Source organism: Nocardia sp. NPDC051570, assembly GCF_044454005.1.
Lineage (GTDB): Bacteria > Actinomycetota > Actinomycetes > Mycobacteriales > Mycobacteriaceae > Nocardia.
Window position 1 is genome coordinate 376,205 of the sequence record NZ_JBITDI010000002.1, and the last position, 16,053, is coordinate 392,257.

Here is a 16,053-nt window from a genome sequence, read left to right on the forward strand (position 1 = left end):
CTTGTGGTTTCACCGATCGACGTGGCAAAACGCCTGGTCCTCGGGCGACCGTTTCGCAGCGATCGACTCGGTGAGACCTTGCTGTCCAAGCGCATCGCCCTGCCGATCTTCGCCAGCGATCCGCTGTCCTCGGTCGCCTACGCCACCCAGGAGATCCTGCTCATCCTGACCCTCGCCGGGGTGGCATATCTGCGGCTGAGCTGGTGGGTCGCCGCGGCGGTGATGGTGCTGCTGGCCGTGGTGGTGCTGTCGTATCGGCAGGTGGTGCAGGCCTATCCGTCCGGCGGCGGATCCTATGAGGTGGTCGCGGAGAATCTGGGCCCCACGGCCGGGCTCGTGGTGGCGGCGGCGCTGATGGTGGATTACGTCATGACCGTGGCGGTATCGGTGGCCTCGGGTGTGGACAACATCATCTCCGCGATTCCCGCTCTCAATCCCTATCGGGTCGCGGTCGACCTGGGCATGATCGCCTTCCTCACCGCGATGAATCTGCGTGGCGTGCGCGAATCCGGGCGAACCTTCGCGATCCCCACCTACGGCTTCGTCGTGGGCGTGCTGACGATGACGGCGGTCGGGCTCACGCAGACGATGCTGGGGCACGCCCCGGTCGCCGAGAGCGCGCACTACGAGATCCGTCCCGAACAGGTCGGGCTGTCCTCCGCGGGCGTGGCGTTTCTGCTGCTGCGGGCGTTCTCCTCCGGATGCACCGCGCTCACCGGCGCGGAGGCGATCTCCAACGGCGTCCCGGCGTTCCGGAAACCCAAGGCGCTCAACGCCGCCCGCACCATGACCGCGATGGGCGTACTGGCGATCGGCATGTTCGCCGGGGTGACGGCGCTGGCCATGATCTCGCATACCCGGGTCGTGGAGAACCCCTGCGATCTGATCGGCTTTCCCGGCGACTGCCGCGCCGGCGCCCAGAAGACCGTGATCGCCCAGATCGCGGCGGCCGTCTTCGGCGGCCACAGCCTCGCGTTCTACTACCTCATGGTCACCACGGCGCTGATCCTCGTGCTGGCGGCCAACACCGCCTACAACGGCTTCCCGCTGCTGAATTCGATTCTGGCGCAACGGCGTTATATGCCGCGCCAGCTGCATACCCGGGGCGATCGGCTGGCCTTCTCCAACGGCATCCTGCTGCTGGCGCTGGTCGCGGGCGGGCTGATCTACGCCTTCGACGGCTCGACCTCCCGGCTCATCCAGCTCTACATCGTCGGCGTCTTCACCTCCTTCACGCTCTGCCAGGCCGGGATGGTACGGCACTGGAATCGCGAATTGCGCACCAGCACAGGCGGATTGGCGCGGGCGCGGATCCATCGCGCCCGGTTCATCAACGCCTTCGGCTCATGTTTCACCGGGGTGGTGCTGATCGTCGTCATGATCACCAAGTTCACCCACGGCGCCTATCTGGTGGTGGTCGCCATTCCGCTGCTGGTCCTGCTCATGTACGGCATCCACCGGCACTACGCGTCGGTGCGGGCCGAACTCACCGTCGACGACGAGGACTTCGAGACACTGCCGGGCCGGGTGCACGCGATCGTGCTGGTCTCGGGCTGGCATAAGGCGACCCGCCGGGCCGTCCAATTCGCCCGCGCCACGCGCCCGGATACGCTCACCGCGATCACCGTCAACGTCGACGAGGCCGACACCCGCCGCCTGACCCAGGAGTGGGAGGACGCGCGGGTGGCGATCCCGCTCAAGGTGATCGAATCGCCGTATCGCGAGATCACCCGGCCGATCATCGAATACATCAAGCGGGCGCGCCGATCGCGCCCGCGCGATGTGGTCGCGGTCTACATTCCCGAATACGTGGTGGGCCGGTGGTGGGAGAATCTGCTGCACAACCAGAGTTCGCTGCGCCTGAAGGCACGGCTGCTGTTCGTGCCGAATGTGATGGTGATCAGCGTGCCGTATCAGCTGCGATCCTCGCGGTCGCGCGCGCCGGAGCGCGTGGAGCACAGCCCGGGCGAGATCAGACGGGGAATCGCGACACGTCCCCATTGAGGAGGTGATCGAGATGGTCGACGATGTCGAGAAGAGCTGGCACGATCCTGGTCTGTTCCGCCGGGCCGTGACGTATTCGATCTGTGTACTGGCCGGCGCGGCGCTGGTGTTCGCGGTGATCGACGAGTGGGCGCAGCGGCGCGAGCCGTGTGCGCACACCGGGCGGACGTTCTGCGATACCGCCTCGCAGGCAACGATTCTCGGCGGTCCTGCGCTGGTGTTGCTGGCCGGGACCCTCGGGGCGTTCGTGGCGACGTACCTGGTGTGGCGGCGGCATCGGGCCTGGCCGATCTGGCAGGGGGCAGGGTGGTTCCTGCTCACGGTCACGCTGGCCTATCTCGCGATCGGGTCCGGTGTCGTGACCGAATGAGGGGGAATTCATCCGATGACTGCGATGTTGCAGGCCCTGGAGGTGCCTGATGATCGATGTCCCCCTGTCCGTACTCGACCTGGCGCCGGTCCAATTCGGGAATACCGTGGGCGAGGGATTGCGTGCGACGACCGAATCGGCCCGGAACGCCGAACGGCTCGGCTATACCCGTTTCTGGGTGGCCGAGCATCACAACATGCCCGGGATCGCCAGCTCGGCCCCGGCGGTGCTGCTGGCCCATCTGGCCGCGGCCACGTCGACGATCCGCATCGGATCGGGCGGGGTGATGCTGCCCAATCACGCGCCGCTGGTGGTGGCCGAGCAGTTCGGCACGCTGCACGCGCTGCATCCGGATCGGGTGGATCTGGGCATCGGGCGCGCGCCCGGCACCGATCAGGCCACCGCGCTCGCACTGCGCCGGACCACCGAGGGCCTGTCGGCGGATTCGTTTCCGCAGGAGCTGATGGCGCTGATGCGCTACTTCGACGGTGACAGCGCCGACGGAATCGTGGCCGTCCCCGGCATCGGGGAGACTCCGGAGATCTGGTTGCTCGGATCGAGCGGATTCAGCGCCCAGCTGGCCGCGCTGCTCGGACTGCGCTTCGCCTTCGCCCATCACTTCAGCTCCGAGAACACCGAGGCGGCGCTGGGGTTGTATCGCGAGAACTTCAGGCCCACACCGCGACTCGAACGTCCGCATGCCATGGTCGCGGTCTCGGCGGTCTGCGCCGATACCGATGAGCAGGCCGATCTGCTGGCCCGGCCGAGTGAATTGGCCTTCCTGAATCTGCGGCTCGGGCGGCGCACCGCGCTGCCCACACCCGAGCAGACCGTGAACTTCCCGAGCACCGAACAGGAACGGCAGTTCGTCGCGGACCGCCGCAAGGATCAGCTGCTGGGCTCCCCGGCCACGGTACGGCGGCAGCTGGACGATCTGCTGCGCCGCACCGAGGCCGACGAGATCATGCTCAACACTCGCATCTACGACATCGATGACCGGGTGCGTTCACTCGAACTGATCATGGAGAAGGTCGCGGCCTGAGTTCCGCGACCCTAGCGGGCCCCGGCATGCTTTTCCCTTAACGGGCCCCGGCATGCCTTTCCCTCAGCGGGCCCCAGCATGCCTTTCCCTCAGCGGGCCCCGGCATGCCTTTCCCTCAGCGGGCCCCGGCATGCTTTTCGCCGGGGTGGCTGAGCCGGTTGATCAATGGATAACCGGCACACACCAAGACGGCCCACACCACGCCGACGATCAGCGCGGTGCGCCCGTCGTCGGTGAAGAACAGCAGCACGACCACCAGGCCCAGGAAGGCCAGGGCCAGCACCGTGGTCACGGGCGCGCCCGGCAGCCGGTAATCGGTGGCCGGAAGCTCGCCGCGGCGCACCTTGATCCGGTAGAGCAGGTGGCAGACCAGGATCATGCCCCAGACGAAGATGATGCCCATGGTGCTCACCGAGGTGATGTAGTTGAACGCCTTGTCCGGCGAGACCACGTTCACGATCACGCCGATCACCATCGCCGCCGCCGACACCACGATGCCCGTATAGGGCACCTGGCGGCGGCTCAGCCCGCCGAGCGCGACCGGGGCCTCTTGGCGCAGCGCGAGGCTGCGCAGCATGCGACCGGTGGAGTAGATGCCGGAGTTGCACGACGACAGCGCCGCGGTCAGCAGCACGAAGTTGATCAGTCCGGCCGCGCCGGGAATTCCGATCTGGGCGAACACCTCCACGAACGGGCTGCGCCCGGCGTGGAAGTCGCGCCAGCTCGCCACCGACATGATCACGATGAGCGCGCCGATGTAGAACAAGCCGATGCGGAACGGCAGCGTATTGATCGCCTTGCGCAGGGTCTTGCGCGGCTCGGCCGCCTCCCCCGCGGTCACGCCGACCAATTCCACACCGACATAGGCGAAGACGACGATCTGCAACGCCAGCAGCGATTGGCCGAAACCGTGCGGGAACACCCCGCCATCGGCCCACAGATTGGTCACCGTCGGATTGGCCGCATGGCCGAAACCGATGGTCAACACGCCGATCCCGATCAAGATCATCGCCACGATGGCGGTCACCTTGATCGCGGAGAACCAGAACTCGCCCTCACCGAACACCTTCACCGAGATCAGGTTCGCCGCGAACAGCACCGCGAGCACCACCAGGGCGGTCACCCATTCCGGGACCGCGAACCAGTACTTCACATACTTGCCCGCCACGGTGATCTCGGCCATGCAGGTGGCCACCCACACCGCCCAGTAGGTCCAGCCGGTCGCGAATCCGGCGAAGCGGCCGAGGAATTCGTGAGCGTATTCGGCGAAGCTGCCCGAGACCGGTCGATAGGTCAGCAGCTCGCCCAGCGCCCGCATGATCACGAAGATCGCGAGTCCGGCGACGAGATAGCACAGGATCAGTGCGGGTCCGGCCTTCTCGATCGCGCCGCCGGCGCCGTAGAACAGGCCGGTGCCGATCGCGCCACCGATGGCGATCATCTGGATGGTTCGGGGAGTGAGGCCGCGCTTATAGCCTTCTTCTTCACCGGTTGCGGTGGGATCCGGCGCGCCGAGCGCCTCCGCTGTGCGGTCTGTGGTCATGCACGGCACGGTACCGGGTGGATTGTTACCCGGTGTTTCGAACCGGTAAGAGGACTTCTGTTCGGAAGCAACCGATCTCGATGAATGCGGCGGTGACCTCTCACACAGGGGGTTGCCAGGTGAATAGTTGTGGTTTCACAATCTTTGTGTGCTTACAACTATCGAGGGGCTGACCGCGCGTCGCAAGACGATCGTGCTCGTGACGTGCTGTCTGAGTCTGCTGATCTCGTCGATGGACGCGACGATCGTCAACGTCGCGATCCCGACCATCCGATCGCAGATGGACGCGCCGCTGCCGCGGCTGCAGTGGATCGTCGACGTCTACACCCTCACCCTGGCCAGCCTGCTGATGCTCTCGGGCGCCGCGGCCGATCGGTTCGGCCGCCGGCGGATGTTCCGGATCGGACTGGCCGTCTTCGCGCTCGGCTCGCTGCTGTGCAGCCTCGCACCGAGCGTCGACATCCTGATCGGTGCGCGATTGCTGCAAGCCGTGGGCGGATCGATGCTCAATCCGGTGGCGATGTCGATCATCACCACGGTTTTCACCGGCAAGGTCGAGCGCGCCCGCGCGGTCGGGGTGTGGGGCGCGGTGGTCGGCGTCTCCACCGCCCTGGGCCCGATGGTCGGCGGCGGATTGATCGATGTGCTGGGCTGGCAGTCGGTGTTCTGGATCAATCTGCCGATCTGCGCGGTGGCGTTCGTGCTCACCACGCTGTTCGTTCCGGAGTCGAAGTCCGCCACGCCACGCGGCATCGATCCGGTGGGCCAGGTGCTGGCGATCGCGATCATGTTCACCTTCGTCTTCGGGCTGATCGAACACCGGCCCGTGATCTTCACGCTGACGGCGGTGGCGCTGGCCGGATTCGTCTACCACGAGGCGCGGCATCGGTCACCGTTCATCGATCTGCGGTTCTTCCGCAGCGTGCCGTTCGCCTCGGCCACGGTGACCGCGGTCTGCGCCTTCGCCGGACTGGGTGCGTTCCTGTTCAGCGCCTCGCTGTATCTGCAAGAGACGCGGCACTATTCGGCCGTGCACACCGGCCTGCTGTATCTGCCGATGGCGCTGGGCGTGCTGATCTTCTCGCCGCTATCGGGCCGGTTGGTGGGCCGCCACGGCACCCGGCCCTCACTGCTGGGTGCGGGCGTGCTGATGGCCGCGGCCGCGATCATGCTGACCACACTGCGGGCCGATACGCCGATCTGGCAGCTGGTGATCATGTTCGCCACCTTCGGTATCGGCTTCGGCATGGTCAACGCGCCGATCACCACCGCGGCGGTCAGCGGGATGCCGCTGGACCGCGCGGGCGCCGCGGCGGCCGTGGCCTCCACCAGCCGGCAGGTGGGTGTGAGTATCGGGGTGGCGCTGTGCGGGCTGCTGACGGGCGCGAGCCTATGGTGGGTGCTGGCCGCGCTGGCGATGGGCATCACCGTCCTGGGCGTCATGGCCAATACCCGGTGGGCCGCCCGCAGCCGCGACCGGGTCGCCCCGTTGCTCGAACAGAAGGTGCCCGCCCATGCCGGATGACTCCCCCACGCCCGACGAGGTCTGGCAGCTGCTCACCCATATCGTGATGGACACCCGCGATATCTGGAAGCGGGCGGTCGTCGAGCGAACGGGCTTGCCGTTCAGCCGCTTTCGCGTATTGCGCCGGCTGTGCGCGGGCCCGATGACCATCACGCAACTGGCCCGGGCCGCGACCATGGACGCACCCGCCACCACCGTCAACGTCAACGATCTCGAGGAACGGGGCCTGGTGATTCGCCAGACCGATCCCACCGACCGGCGGTCCAAACTGGTCTCGATCACCGACGCCGGGCGCGCGATGGTCGCGCATGCCAAGACCACCCCGGATCCCGCGCCCGAGGAGCTGACGGCGTTGTCCCCCAACGAATTACGCGATCTGAGCGGGCTGCTGCGCAAGCTGGAGCATTAGAATCACCGTCCTCACAGCGGATCTCGAGCTTGGCGTTTCCCCACGACGCGGACCGACGGCGGAATTAGGGTATGGCCCATGACGCCGCTGCAGCGCTACATCGTCGAGGAGATCGCCACCGATCACGCCGAGGGACTGCTCAGCCGGCGCGAGGCGCTGCGCCGCCTCGGCCTGCTCGGCCTCGGCGCGGGCGCGGCCGCCGCGCTGTTGGCGGCCTGTTCCAGCGATAAGACCGTCTCCCCCGCCACCACCGGTCGCGCCGCGGCGAATTCGACGCCACCGGGTGCGGCCGGGGCGCTGCCGTCGACATCGATCACCTTCTCCGGGCCGGACGGGCGCACGCTGCAGGGCGCCTGGGCGCAGGCGCCACACCCGCGCGGCGGGGTGCTGGTCATCCACGAGAACACCGGGCTGACGCCGTTCATCCGTTCGGTCACCGGCCGATTCGCCGGGATCGGGTATTCGGCGCTGGCGGTGGATCTGCTGTCGGAGGAGGGCGGCACCGCGGCCTTCATCGATCCGGCCGCCGCCACCGCGGCACTGAGCAAGACCCCGCAGGACCGATTCGTGGCCGATCTGCAGGCGGGGGTGGCCGAGCTGGCGCAGCGGGTGCCGGGAAACAAGCTGGGCGCCACGGGATTCTGCTTCGGCGGCGGCTTGACGTGGCTGATGCTGACCTCCGGGACGCCCCAATTGGCGGCCGCCACACCGTTTTACGGTCCGTTCGCCGGTGGCGAGATCCATACGCAGGTCGCGGTGCTGGCGATCTACGGCGCGCTCGACACCCGCGTGGACGCCAGCCGCCCGCAGGCCGAACAGGCCCTGGCCCAGGCGGGCGTCCCGCACGAGACCTTCGTCGCCGACGGCGCCGATCACGCCTTCTTCAACGACACCGGCCCGCGCTACCATCCGGCGGCCGCCGCGCAGGCGTGGCGGCGCGTCACCGATTGGTACGGACGCTATCTGGGCTGAGCCGCCAGCGCCGCGCGGATCTGCTCGATCATGGTCTCGACGTCCCCGGTGCCGTCCCCGGTGAGCCCCGCCTCGTCGTCAGCCGGGGGCTCCAGATCCGCCAGCTGCGAGGCGAGCATGTCCGCGCGCATGAAATGCCCTGCGCGCGTGGTCAATCGGCGTTCCAGCTCGGCGGGCGGCACCGCGGGATAGACCAGGAACAGCTCCGGGGAGGCCGCGCGCAACCGATCGCGATAGCGGCGCTTGAGCGCCGAACAGCTGACCACGCCGTCGCGATGGGCGACGAGCCAGTCGGCGATGATGTCCAGCCACGGCGCGCGATCGGCGTCGTCCAGGGGGATTCCGGCGGACATCTTGGCGACATTCGCGGCGGGATGGAAATCGTCCCCCTCCGCATATGCCACACCGAGCGCCTCGGCCAGTCGCACCGCGATCGTCGTCTTCCCTGCCCCGGCCACACCCATCACCACGATCGGTCGCATACGTTCACCCATCCCACGACCCTAAGCTCTACGCTCGTCAGCGTGACCGAGGAGATTACCCCGAAGTGGGCACCGAGCGGGTCGGGCTTCGAACTGGGCACCGATGGGCCGCGCGTGATCATGGTGGGCGTCGACGGATCCGACTCCTCATGGCGGGCCGCGGCCTATGCGGCCGGACTCGCCCGCCGCCAGAACGCCCTGCTGGCAATCGTTTACGTCCAGCCGTACATGGTGATGGCCGGCGCCTACGGCGCGGATGTGCAGGGCGTGACCCAGGAGATGGCCGAGGATCTGGCCCGCGAGATCCATGATCACGCCGAACGCGTCAAGGACGTCTACTCCACCCGATGGAAGTTCCTGACCCGCCGCGGCGACCCCTACCTCGGATTGTCCGAGGCGGCCGACGAACTCAAGGCCGACGGCGTCGTGGTCGGCGCGTCGGAGAAGACGGCTCACCGGCTCATCGGGTCGGTGGCGGTACGGTTGGTCAAGGCCGGACGCTGGCCGGTGACCGTCGTTCCCTGAAAAGGGCGGGCACGTCCGCGTTTGGTGCGCACAACTGCGGGAACTCGCCGAAACAGCCATCGACGAAAGGGTTCTTGTCATGTTGATCCGCCGCCTGGCCCGCCCGCTGCTGGCCACCGCCTTCGTCGTGGACGGGGTGGATACGTTGATGCATCCCGAGCCGCGCGCGAAGGCCGCATCCGCGTTGGTCACGCAGGGAGAGCAGAAGCTGCCCGGGCAGATGGCCGCGAGACTCCCCTCCGATCCCGGCAAGGTGGTCCGCATCAATGCCGCCGCCCAGGTCGGGGCGGGTGTGCTGTTGGCGCTGGGCCGCGCGCCGCGACTGTCGGCGCTGGTGCTCGCCGCCACGGTCGTCCCCGCGACCGTCACCGAACAGGACTTCTGGAATGAGCAGGATCCGGCCCGCCGCGATGCGAAACGGGTGGCGTTCCTGAAGGATCTCGGCCTGCTGGGCGGGCTGATGATCGCCGCGGCCGATACCGAGGGCAAACCGTCGCTGGGTTGGCGCGGCCGCCGGGCCGCCCGCCGCGCCGCCGCCGCACTTCCGTTCGGCGCCGCCGGAAGCGATACGCTGCGAGATCGCCTGGCGCAACAGGCCGTTCGCGGCCGAGAACTGGTCGAGACCGTGCAGGACCGCGGCCCCGACTGGGCCGAATCGGTCAAACAGCGCGGCGCGCATCTGGTCGACATCGCCCAGGACCGCGGTCCGGAATTCGCCGAGGCCGCCAAACAACGCGGCGCGCACCTCATCGAACTCGCCCAAGACCGCGGCCCCGAATTCGCCGAAGCCGCCAAACAACGCGGCGCACATCTCATCGAACTCGCCCAAGACCGCGGCCCCGAATTCGCCGAAGCCGCCAAACAACGTGCCGCGCACCTGGTGGAACGGGCCCAGGACCGCGGCCCCGATGTCGCCGAGGCCGCGAAACAGCGTGCCGCGCACTGGGCGGAACTGGCCGACCGGGCTCAGCATCGCGGCGCGGAACTGGCCGAGCGCGCCCAATCCCGGGGTGAGGATCTGGCCGAGCGCGCCCAGTCCCGCTTCCGCCGCTGACCCGATCCGGCCGCGCCCGCGCATCATCCGGCGGCGCGGCCGAGTCACGTCGAAAGGCACTGTCCGGCAATACCTTCACGACCTGTTCAAGCGAGTGTCCCGGGACCGGGATCGAGGTCCACCCGAACCGTGAGCAGGTCACCACCGACCACCAGGACGCCGGTGCTGTTGAACCGGGGCAATTCCCGCAGCCGCCGCCGGGCATCGTCGGACGGGACCAGATGCGCCACGCCGGGATACCAACGGCCGCGGAGCCGGACCCGAATCCGTGGGTTGGCCATGATGTTGCGGATGTAGTCCGATCGTTCGCCGTATTCGGAGACGAACCAGAACGCATCGCCGATCCGGCGGCCGCCGAGCGGGGTCCGCCGCGGCAGCCCGCTCTTGCGCCCCGTCGTTTCCACCAGGGTCTGGATCGGTAGCCGCCGCGCGATCGGATTGACGACATACCGCTGCCCCAGCCCCACTACCTTCCGCTTGATCTCGATTCGATCGGGCATTGCGCACCTCCGGGGCGAAGACTTGCGAGACAAATCGGGTATCTTTGTCTCGATGCTAGGGTACGGTTCCCGTGTCGACAAGGGAGGTTCGTGGCCGACACCGTGGTGCACGCATTCGCGACGATGATGGCTCCCGATGCGGAGCTGATCCGGCGGCTCGATACGGCCGACGAGATCACCGAGCGCATCCTCGCCGCGGCCGCCGAGCAGATCGCGACCGCGGGCTGGCGGCGGTCCACCGTCGACGATGTCGCCCGGCGCGCCCGGCTCGGCCGCGCCACCGTCTATCGGCGGTTCCCGACCAAGAAGGACCTCACCGACGCCGTCGTACTCAACGAGGTCCGCACCTATCTCGCCGGGAGCACCGCCGCGGTCCGCGCACTGACCGACGTCGCCGAGCGCATCGTCGAAAGCACCGCCTACACCGTGGAATTCCTGCGCGAGCACCGCCTGCTGCGCCGATTGCTGGAAACCGAACCCGACGCCGTCCTGCCCGCCCTGACCCTCGACGCCGGCCCGCTGGTCGACCTCGCCCGCGAATTCATCGTGGGCATCTGGCGGCGAGAACTGCACGGTGACAACGCTATCGACGACGACCGACTCGAGCGGCTGCGCACCGTCGCCGAACTACACGTCCGGATCACGCTGTCGTTCGTCCTCACCGGACATACGGCCGTCCCGCTCGACACCGCCGAACAGGCCCGCCGATTCGCCCGCGCGCATCTGGTCCCGATGCTGGGCCTCAGATCCGGGTGAGTTCGTACAACCGGAACTCACGGGGCCGCGCCAGGCGGGCCTCCATCGCATAACCGGGCCAGTAGGCCACCGCCCGCTCCCACGCCGCCGCGCGGTCCGCGCCCGCCAGGCGGCGCACCCGAACCTTGAAACGCTCACCGCCGCTGTGGATTTCGGCATGATCGGCGGCGTTGAGATTGGCCGACCAGACCGGATGGCCGGGTCGGCCCCAGTTCGAGCCGACCAGGAAATAGGTGCCGGGGCCGTCGGGGACGTAGAGCAGCGATACCGTGCGCGGCAGACCGGATTTGCGGCCCGTGACGGTCAGCTCGATCGAGGGGAGACCGGCCAGGTCGAGGACGCCGCGGCGACCCCGGGTGATCCGGCGGACCAGGCGCTCGAACCGAGCGATCGCGGGCGCGGCCCGCATGACCAGTGGGCGGCGCGCTATGGCCCGGCCTACTGCGGGCAAGGGATTCCTCGGCACGAATCCACCGTAACGGCACAGCGTTTCGTCACGGTGTCCGGACGCCGCACGATTTGCTCACATTGCGCCCGCGGCCGCGAACACACCCTGGTTTGACCTCCACGGCGGCGGGCATTGCCTGGGCATAACGTCCAACAACGTTTCGGGAATTGGAATTGTCATGATCGTACTCATCGGGTTGATCGTTGTGATCGCCGCGGTGGTGGTCGGCGTCGCCGCCGTTGTGGCGAATACCGGCGGCGCCCACCTGCTGTCGAGCGACTTCACCGTCTTCAACCAGCATTTCACCCCCTCGCAGGGCGAACTGTTCGACGCGGGCATCGCGGTCGGCGCCGTCGGCATGTTCGGTCTGGCGCTGCTACTGACCGGCGCGTTCTCCTCCGCGCGCCGGCATGCGGAGATCCGCCGCGAGCTACGCCAGTCGCGACGCGAAATATCCGCCACGCGAGCCGATCTCGCGAATACCCCACCCGCCGGACAGCCGGTCGAGCCCCGGCCGCAGCCGATGTGGTCGCGAAATCCGTTCCTGCGCCGCCCGGCCGGTGAACGGCCGCCCCGCGGCACCGCGCCGCAGTCCTGATATCCACGGAGCGCATCATGATCATCCTGGGCATCGTGCTCATCGTCGCCGGCTACCTGCTCGGCATCTCGATCCTCACCACGATCGGCATCATCCTGGCCGTCATCGGAGCGGCCCTCGTCCTGCTGGGTGCCGTCGGGCGCCCCGTCGGCGGGCGACGCTGGTATTACTAACCGGCGCAATCGGTTTCGACAAACCGGCCCCCGGGTGGCGCTGCCGCCCGGGGGCCTTGCCGTGCTCGCCCGGTCCCCTCCACGCGGCCGGGCGCGCCTATCAGGGTCGCGGATTCAGAATGGCCCGCGCCCTCGCGATCGGAAAGACAGTAGGACCGGGGGCAGTCCTGTCAAGGGCGTCGGTAAGATATATCATTTGTATCCTTTCCGTTTCGTCAATATTGCCGGAATGTTACGGCTACCCTGGTGCCATGCTGTCGATCTGCGCGATCCGGCCCGGCCAAGACCCGTTCTACGCGATCAATGCCGATGTCCCTCACGACGATCGCACCCATCTCATCTGCCAGCTGGAGCAGTGCGGGCATATGGGCGCCCCGCGCGTCACCGCCTCCGAACTCGCACACCGGATACTCACTTTGCCCACCGACGATCTGAATGCCCTGGCGCACAACGCCGTCGGCGATCTGGCCGTCGGCATGCCCGCCGGAACCCGGGTCGCGGGCGCCGACGGTTGGTCGCTGCGGCTGCGCCACGGCGTCGCCCTGATCACCCCCACCGACGCGCCGCCGTACGCACTGGCGGTCTGCTACACCGGCCCGCTGGCCAACGGCCACGCCGTCGGCGATCCGGCCACCCGCCTCCTGGCCAGGATCGCCGCGCAGGTCTGGTCACTGCGCCGCGGCTAGCCGAGATCGAATCCGTACTTCGGCAACGGGATCGGCCGCGGCCGGGACAAGTGGACCGCGCGCCGGACGGCGGGACATGGGATGCTGCCCGCACGTCGGCACTCCGGAGGAAGCGAGACCATGACCACCACTCCGCTCGTCCTGCTACACGGCCTCGGCATGTCCGCGCTCGCCTGGGACGATGTCGTCCCCGCCCTGTCGCGCCACCATGTGGTGTTCGCGGCGACCATGCTCGGCCATCGCGGCGGACCACGGGTGACACGGCATCCGGCCGGAATCGACGCGCTGGCCACCGATATCGAGCGGCGCATGGACGAACGAGGCTGGGAGACGGCGCATTTCGCCGGGAACTCGCTCGGCGGCTGGGTCGCCCTCGAACTGGCCCGGCGCGGGCGCGCGCGTAGCGTCTGCGCCCTGACCCCCGCCGGTTTCTGGACCGCCGGCGGCCACGGCCACACCGTCGCCGCGCCGATCATCCGGCGCATGGCCGTGCTGACCCGGCTCACCCGCCCCGTGGCCCCGATCGGCCTGCGCTCGGCGACCATTCGCCGATTCGCGCTGCGGGATGTGGCCGAGCGCGGCGAGCGGGTCGGCCCACGCCGAATCCTGGCCATCACCGACGACCTGCTCGCCTGCGATATCCTCGACGATTACCTGCCCGGCACCGAGCAGATCGCCCCGCTGGACCCGCTGCCCTGCCCGGTCACCCTCGCCTGGGCCGAACGCGATCATCTGCTCCCCGTCTCGATCAATGCCACGATCGCGCGCGAACGCGTGCCGCAGGCGCGATTCGAGATCCTCACCGGCGCCGGACATGTGCCGATGTTGGATTCGCCGCGCCGGGTGGTGCGGGCCATCCTGGATACCACCGCACGCGCAGAACTCAGCCCACGGTGAATTCGGCGGACGTGCCGCCGAAGCGGGTCACCGCGCCCGCCGGATCGCGGCCGTCGCCGGTGTATTCGATGCGGTAGCGGCCTGATTCGGCGTCCGGCGGGATGGTCCAGTCGATGCGGATCAGCGAGGCGGCGGGCTGGCCGTCCGGTCGCGACCAGTGCAATTCGGTGCACCAGTCGTTATCGTCGAACACTCGCCGCCAACCGGACCCATCGTCGCGCTGCACCTCGAAATACGTTCCGCCGGTGTGGAAGTCGTTGTTCGGATGGGCGCCGGCGAAGGTGACCGACACCGTCGCACCGGTCGGATAACCCGGTGCGGGCCCGTCGACCACATCGCCGAAACCGTGCCCGCCGACGGGCACATCCGGCGGCACCGGCGGCAGCAGATTCGGCTGCGGCCCGCTCGTCCAATCCAGCGGGGCCGGACCGCGGCCCGGATCGATGCGCGCCGCCACGGCCCGTGCGAGCCGGTCGAATTCCTGCATATAGGCCGACAGCGTCCACCGGCCGAACAGCGTCTCCCCGCCCTCGTATTGCTGCGACACGTACTCCTCGGGCGTCGTGACATAGCCGCTGTAGCCGTTGGCATAGCCCTGCATGAGCACGTTCTCGACCGGCACCCCGAGCGCCCGCGCCACCACCCGCCGGATCCGCAACCCGGATACGATCGTGTATTCCGCTGGGCCACAAGCCAATACCAGTTCACCGACGCGCAGGATCTGGATCGGCAGCACCAGTGGCGCCCAGGGCCGCGGCGGCAGGATCCCCAACGGTGCCACGATCAGCTTGGGCGCCTGCACATCTCGCATCCACTGCTCGACGGGGGCGTTCACCCCGCCCAGGGCGATCACCAAGGGATTCTGCTGACCCTCGTACAGGAACGGCAGCTGGGTGTTCCAGTTGTCCTCCGAACTCGTGGCCGCGGCCGAGGCGCCCATCATGGCCGGGGTGGTGCGCGCGGGTTTGCCGTCGGGGGTGTAGTCGCCGTCGATGGCGGTGTCGCCCATGTTCACATAGCGCAGCGCCGCGTCGACCCCGCTGCCCGACATCGGTCGCGCGGCCGCGAATGCCGCACGCCCGGCCTGATATTGGCGTTCGCCGATGAGGGCACAGTTGACCCGGTTGTCCTCGGTCGGTCCGGTCGGATGCCACGGGATGACGTTCAGATTCGGCGTGATGTCGCCCGGATTGGTCTGGGCGAAGGCGGCCACGAAGCCCGCCGGACCGTCCAGATAGCGCACGCCCATCTCGTCGTGCTCCCAGCGGTAGCTCGCATAGCCCTTGTTATCGGCGGAGATGAGGGTATTGCGATCGGTGAGGGAGGTGCCGTGGGTCGCGAACCAGGTGATCGCGCCGATATCGCGCCCGCCCTGGCGCAGCCGCAGCACCGTGACCGCCGGATCGATGGCGTCGGGGAATTCGGCCTTGTCCTCGGCGGGATTGAGATCGAAGGCGACCCGGGAGCGGTTGGCCGAGGCATCGTGCAGTTCGCCGCGCCCGAGCAACAGGGTGCCCGGCGCCAACCGTTCGTGCGCGGCGACGATCGCGGCCACGATGCCGTTCACCTCGGCCTCATGCGAATTCTGCTGAAATCCGTACGCGGCCAGGGAGTACGCGTATTCACGGGCGGTGCCGCCACACGAGTTGTGATTGTGGGTGGCGTTGATATTCACGTTGCGCTCGGTGTACAGATCGCCGAAGCGCTGTGCCAGCCGCGCCAGCACAGCCAGATGTACCGATTGGAACAGGCAGGCGATATCGGCGGTCACGAAGGCGATCCGGTCGCCGGTGGCCCGGTCGACGATCACATACGCGCGCGCCCAGCAGCGCATCAGCAGGCCGGTGGCCACCTGATCCAATTCGGAGTAGCCCATCATGCCCTGGCCCGCGATCGCGCCGGTGGCGTCGGCGATACCGCAGCCGATCAGATAGTCCTGGCCGTCGGCGGCGCGGCGGGCCGGATCGCCGGGCCGGGCGCCCGCCACCGCGGGCCCGCTCGCACCGACCGCCAGCATCGCGCCCGCGGTGCCGGTCAGCATCGATCGCCTGGAGACCGCCACGTTTGCT

At 68.4% G+C, this 16,053-nt stretch carries 18 protein-coding genes; 13 read left to right on the top strand and 5 right to left on the bottom strand.

Annotated features, from left to right (window positions below):
* Positions 1-3: 3 nt before the first annotated feature.
* Genes ACIA76_RS05380 through ACIA76_RS05390 form a run of 3 tightly spaced genes read left to right on the top strand, consistent with a single transcriptional unit; the run spans position 4 to position 3,416 of the window.
* The gene (locus ACIA76_RS05380; protein ID WP_397148731.1) at positions 4-2,004 is read left to right on the top strand and encodes an APC family permease; all 2,001 of its coding nucleotides are present in this window, start codon (positions 4-6) and stop codon (positions 2,002-2,004) included.
* A gap of 13 nt (positions 2,005-2,017) precedes the next feature.
* Positions 2,018-2,374, top strand: coding sequence for a hypothetical protein (locus ACIA76_RS05385; protein ID WP_397148734.1), 357 nt, complete (start codon positions 2,018-2,020; stop codon positions 2,372-2,374).
* A 49-nt stretch (positions 2,375-2,423) separates the two neighbouring features.
* Positions 2,424-3,416: an LLM class flavin-dependent oxidoreductase gene (locus tag ACIA76_RS05390; RefSeq protein WP_397148736.1), complete on the top strand. Its 993-nt coding sequence runs from the start codon at positions 2,424-2,426 to the stop codon at positions 3,414-3,416.
* A 115-nt stretch (positions 3,417-3,531) separates the two neighbouring features.
* On the opposite strand, the gene ACIA76_RS05395 is transcribed toward ACIA76_RS05390, so the two are convergent.
* Positions 3,532-4,959, bottom strand: coding sequence for an amino acid permease (locus ACIA76_RS05395; RefSeq protein ID WP_397148738.1), 1,428 nt, complete (start codon positions 4,957-4,959; stop codon positions 3,532-3,534).
* 148 nt (positions 4,960-5,107) lie between these two features.
* On the opposite strand from ACIA76_RS05395, the gene ACIA76_RS05400 reads away from it, so the two are divergent.
* The 3 genes from ACIA76_RS05400 (at position 5,108) to ACIA76_RS05410 (ending at position 7,865) form a co-directional block, all read left to right on the top strand.
* On the top strand, positions 5,108-6,484 hold the full coding sequence (locus ACIA76_RS05400) for an MFS transporter (protein ID WP_397148740.1): 1,377 nt from the start codon (positions 5,108-5,110) through the stop codon (positions 6,482-6,484).
* Positions 6,474-6,893, top strand: coding sequence for a MarR family winged helix-turn-helix transcriptional regulator (locus tag ACIA76_RS05405; protein ID WP_397148742.1), 420 nt, complete (start codon positions 6,474-6,476; stop codon positions 6,891-6,893). The genes ACIA76_RS05400 and ACIA76_RS05405 overlap by 11 nt, the downstream gene beginning before the upstream one ends.
* 78 nt (positions 6,894-6,971) lie before the next feature.
* The gene (locus tag ACIA76_RS05410; RefSeq protein ID WP_397148744.1) at positions 6,972-7,865 is read left to right on the top strand and encodes a dienelactone hydrolase family protein; all 894 of its coding nucleotides are present in this window, start codon (positions 6,972-6,974) and stop codon (positions 7,863-7,865) included.
* On the opposite strand, the gene ACIA76_RS05415 is transcribed toward ACIA76_RS05410, so the two are convergent.
* Positions 7,853-8,359: a gluconokinase gene (locus ACIA76_RS05415; RefSeq protein WP_397148746.1), complete on the bottom strand. Its 507-nt coding sequence runs from the start codon at positions 8,357-8,359 to the stop codon at positions 7,853-7,855. The genes ACIA76_RS05410 and ACIA76_RS05415 overlap by 13 nt on opposite strands.
* 30 nt (positions 8,360-8,389) lie before the next feature.
* Here ACIA76_RS05415 and ACIA76_RS05420 point away from each other — a divergent pair, with 30 nt between their 5' ends.
* Together ACIA76_RS05420 and ACIA76_RS05425 are read left to right on the top strand one after the other, a co-directional pair.
* Complete coding sequence (locus ACIA76_RS05420) at positions 8,390-8,872, top strand: universal stress protein (RefSeq protein ID WP_397148748.1); 483 nt, start codon at positions 8,390-8,392, stop codon at positions 8,870-8,872.
* Positions 8,873-8,951: 79 nt separating this feature from the next.
* The gene (locus ACIA76_RS05425) at positions 8,952-9,926 is read left to right on the top strand and encodes a DoxX family protein (protein WP_397148750.1); all 975 of its coding nucleotides are present in this window, start codon (positions 8,952-8,954) and stop codon (positions 9,924-9,926) included.
* 86 nt (positions 9,927-10,012) lie between these two features.
* Here ACIA76_RS05425 and ACIA76_RS05430 read toward each other — a convergent pair whose 3' ends face one another.
* On the bottom strand, positions 10,013-10,426 hold the full coding sequence (locus tag ACIA76_RS05430; RefSeq protein ID WP_397148752.1) for a nitroreductase/quinone reductase family protein: 414 nt from the start codon (positions 10,424-10,426) through the stop codon (positions 10,013-10,015).
* Positions 10,427-10,516: 90 nt separating this feature from the next.
* On the opposite strand from ACIA76_RS05430, the gene ACIA76_RS05435 reads away from it, so the two are divergent.
* The gene (locus ACIA76_RS05435) at positions 10,517-11,182 is read left to right on the top strand and encodes a helix-turn-helix domain-containing protein (protein ID WP_397148755.1); all 666 of its coding nucleotides are present in this window, start codon (positions 10,517-10,519) and stop codon (positions 11,180-11,182) included.
* Here ACIA76_RS05435 and ACIA76_RS05440 read toward each other — a convergent pair.
* A complete protein-coding gene (locus ACIA76_RS05440) occupies positions 11,169-11,648 on the bottom strand; it encodes a nitroreductase family deazaflavin-dependent oxidoreductase (protein ID WP_397148757.1) in 480 nt (159 codons plus the stop codon). The genes ACIA76_RS05435 and ACIA76_RS05440 overlap by 14 nt on opposite strands.
* 160 nt (positions 11,649-11,808) lie before the next feature.
* On the opposite strand from ACIA76_RS05440, the gene ACIA76_RS05445 reads away from it, so the two are divergent.
* The 4 genes from ACIA76_RS05445 to ACIA76_RS05460 all read left to right on the top strand — a co-directional run bounded on the left by ACIA76_RS05445 (position 11,809) and on the right by ACIA76_RS05460 (position 13,984).
* Positions 11,809-12,228, top strand: coding sequence for a hypothetical protein (locus ACIA76_RS05445; protein WP_397148759.1), 420 nt, complete (start codon positions 11,809-11,811; stop codon positions 12,226-12,228).
* A 17-nt stretch (positions 12,229-12,245) separates the two neighbouring features.
* A complete protein-coding gene (locus tag ACIA76_RS05450) occupies positions 12,246-12,401 on the top strand; it encodes a DUF6131 family protein (protein WP_397148761.1) in 156 nt (51 codons plus the stop codon).
* Positions 12,402-12,652: 251 nt separating this feature from the next.
* Positions 12,653-13,087 (top strand): hypothetical protein, encoded by a 435-nt coding sequence (locus ACIA76_RS05455; RefSeq protein ID WP_397148763.1) that lies wholly within the window; start codon positions 12,653-12,655, stop codon positions 13,085-13,087.
* Positions 13,088-13,207: 120 nt separating this feature from the next.
* On the top strand, positions 13,208-13,984 hold the full coding sequence (locus tag ACIA76_RS05460) for an alpha/beta fold hydrolase (protein WP_397148765.1): 777 nt from the start codon (positions 13,208-13,210) through the stop codon (positions 13,982-13,984).
* On the opposite strand, the gene ACIA76_RS05465 is transcribed toward ACIA76_RS05460, so the two are convergent.
* Complete coding sequence (locus tag ACIA76_RS05465) at positions 13,971-16,046, bottom strand: neutral/alkaline ceramidase (RefSeq protein WP_397148767.1); 2,076 nt, start codon at positions 16,044-16,046, stop codon at positions 13,971-13,973. The genes ACIA76_RS05460 and ACIA76_RS05465 overlap by 14 nt on opposite strands.
* Between the last annotated feature and the right edge of the window lie 7 nt (positions 16,047-16,053).

Bases quoted from the DNA above. Each gene is read 5' to 3' on its own strand.
- ACIA76_RS05385 (WP_397148734.1), top strand. From the start codon at position 2,018: ATGGTCGACGATGTCGAGAAGAGCTGGCACGATCCTGGTCTGTTCCGC.
- ACIA76_RS05390 (WP_397148736.1), top strand. From the start codon at position 2,424: ATGATCGATGTCCCCCTGTCCGTACTCGACCTGGCGCCGGTCCAATTC.
- ACIA76_RS05395 (WP_397148738.1), bottom strand. From the start codon at position 4,959: ATGACCACAGACCGCACAGCGGAGGCGCTCGGCGCGCCGGATCCCACC.
- ACIA76_RS05405 (WP_397148742.1), top strand. From the start codon at position 6,474: ATGCCGGATGACTCCCCCACGCCCGACGAGGTCTGGCAGCTGCTCACC.
- ACIA76_RS05410 (WP_397148744.1), top strand. From the start codon at position 6,972: ATGACGCCGCTGCAGCGCTACATCGTCGAGGAGATCGCCACCGATCAC.
- ACIA76_RS05415 (WP_397148746.1), bottom strand. From the start codon at position 8,359: ATGGGTGAACGTATGCGACCGATCGTGGTGATGGGTGTGGCCGGGGCA.
- ACIA76_RS05425 (WP_397148750.1), top strand. From the start codon at position 8,952: ATGTTGATCCGCCGCCTGGCCCGCCCGCTGCTGGCCACCGCCTTCGTC.
- ACIA76_RS05430 (WP_397148752.1), bottom strand. From the start codon at position 10,426: ATGCCCGATCGAATCGAGATCAAGCGGAAGGTAGTGGGGCTGGGGCAG.
- ACIA76_RS05445 (WP_397148759.1), top strand. From the start codon at position 11,809: ATGATCGTACTCATCGGGTTGATCGTTGTGATCGCCGCGGTGGTGGTC.
- ACIA76_RS05450 (WP_397148761.1), top strand. From the start codon at position 12,246: ATGATCATCCTGGGCATCGTGCTCATCGTCGCCGGCTACCTGCTCGGC.
- ACIA76_RS05455 (WP_397148763.1), top strand. From the start codon at position 12,653: ATGCTGTCGATCTGCGCGATCCGGCCCGGCCAAGACCCGTTCTACGCG.
- ACIA76_RS05460 (WP_397148765.1), top strand. From the start codon at position 13,208: ATGACCACCACTCCGCTCGTCCTGCTACACGGCCTCGGCATGTCCGCG.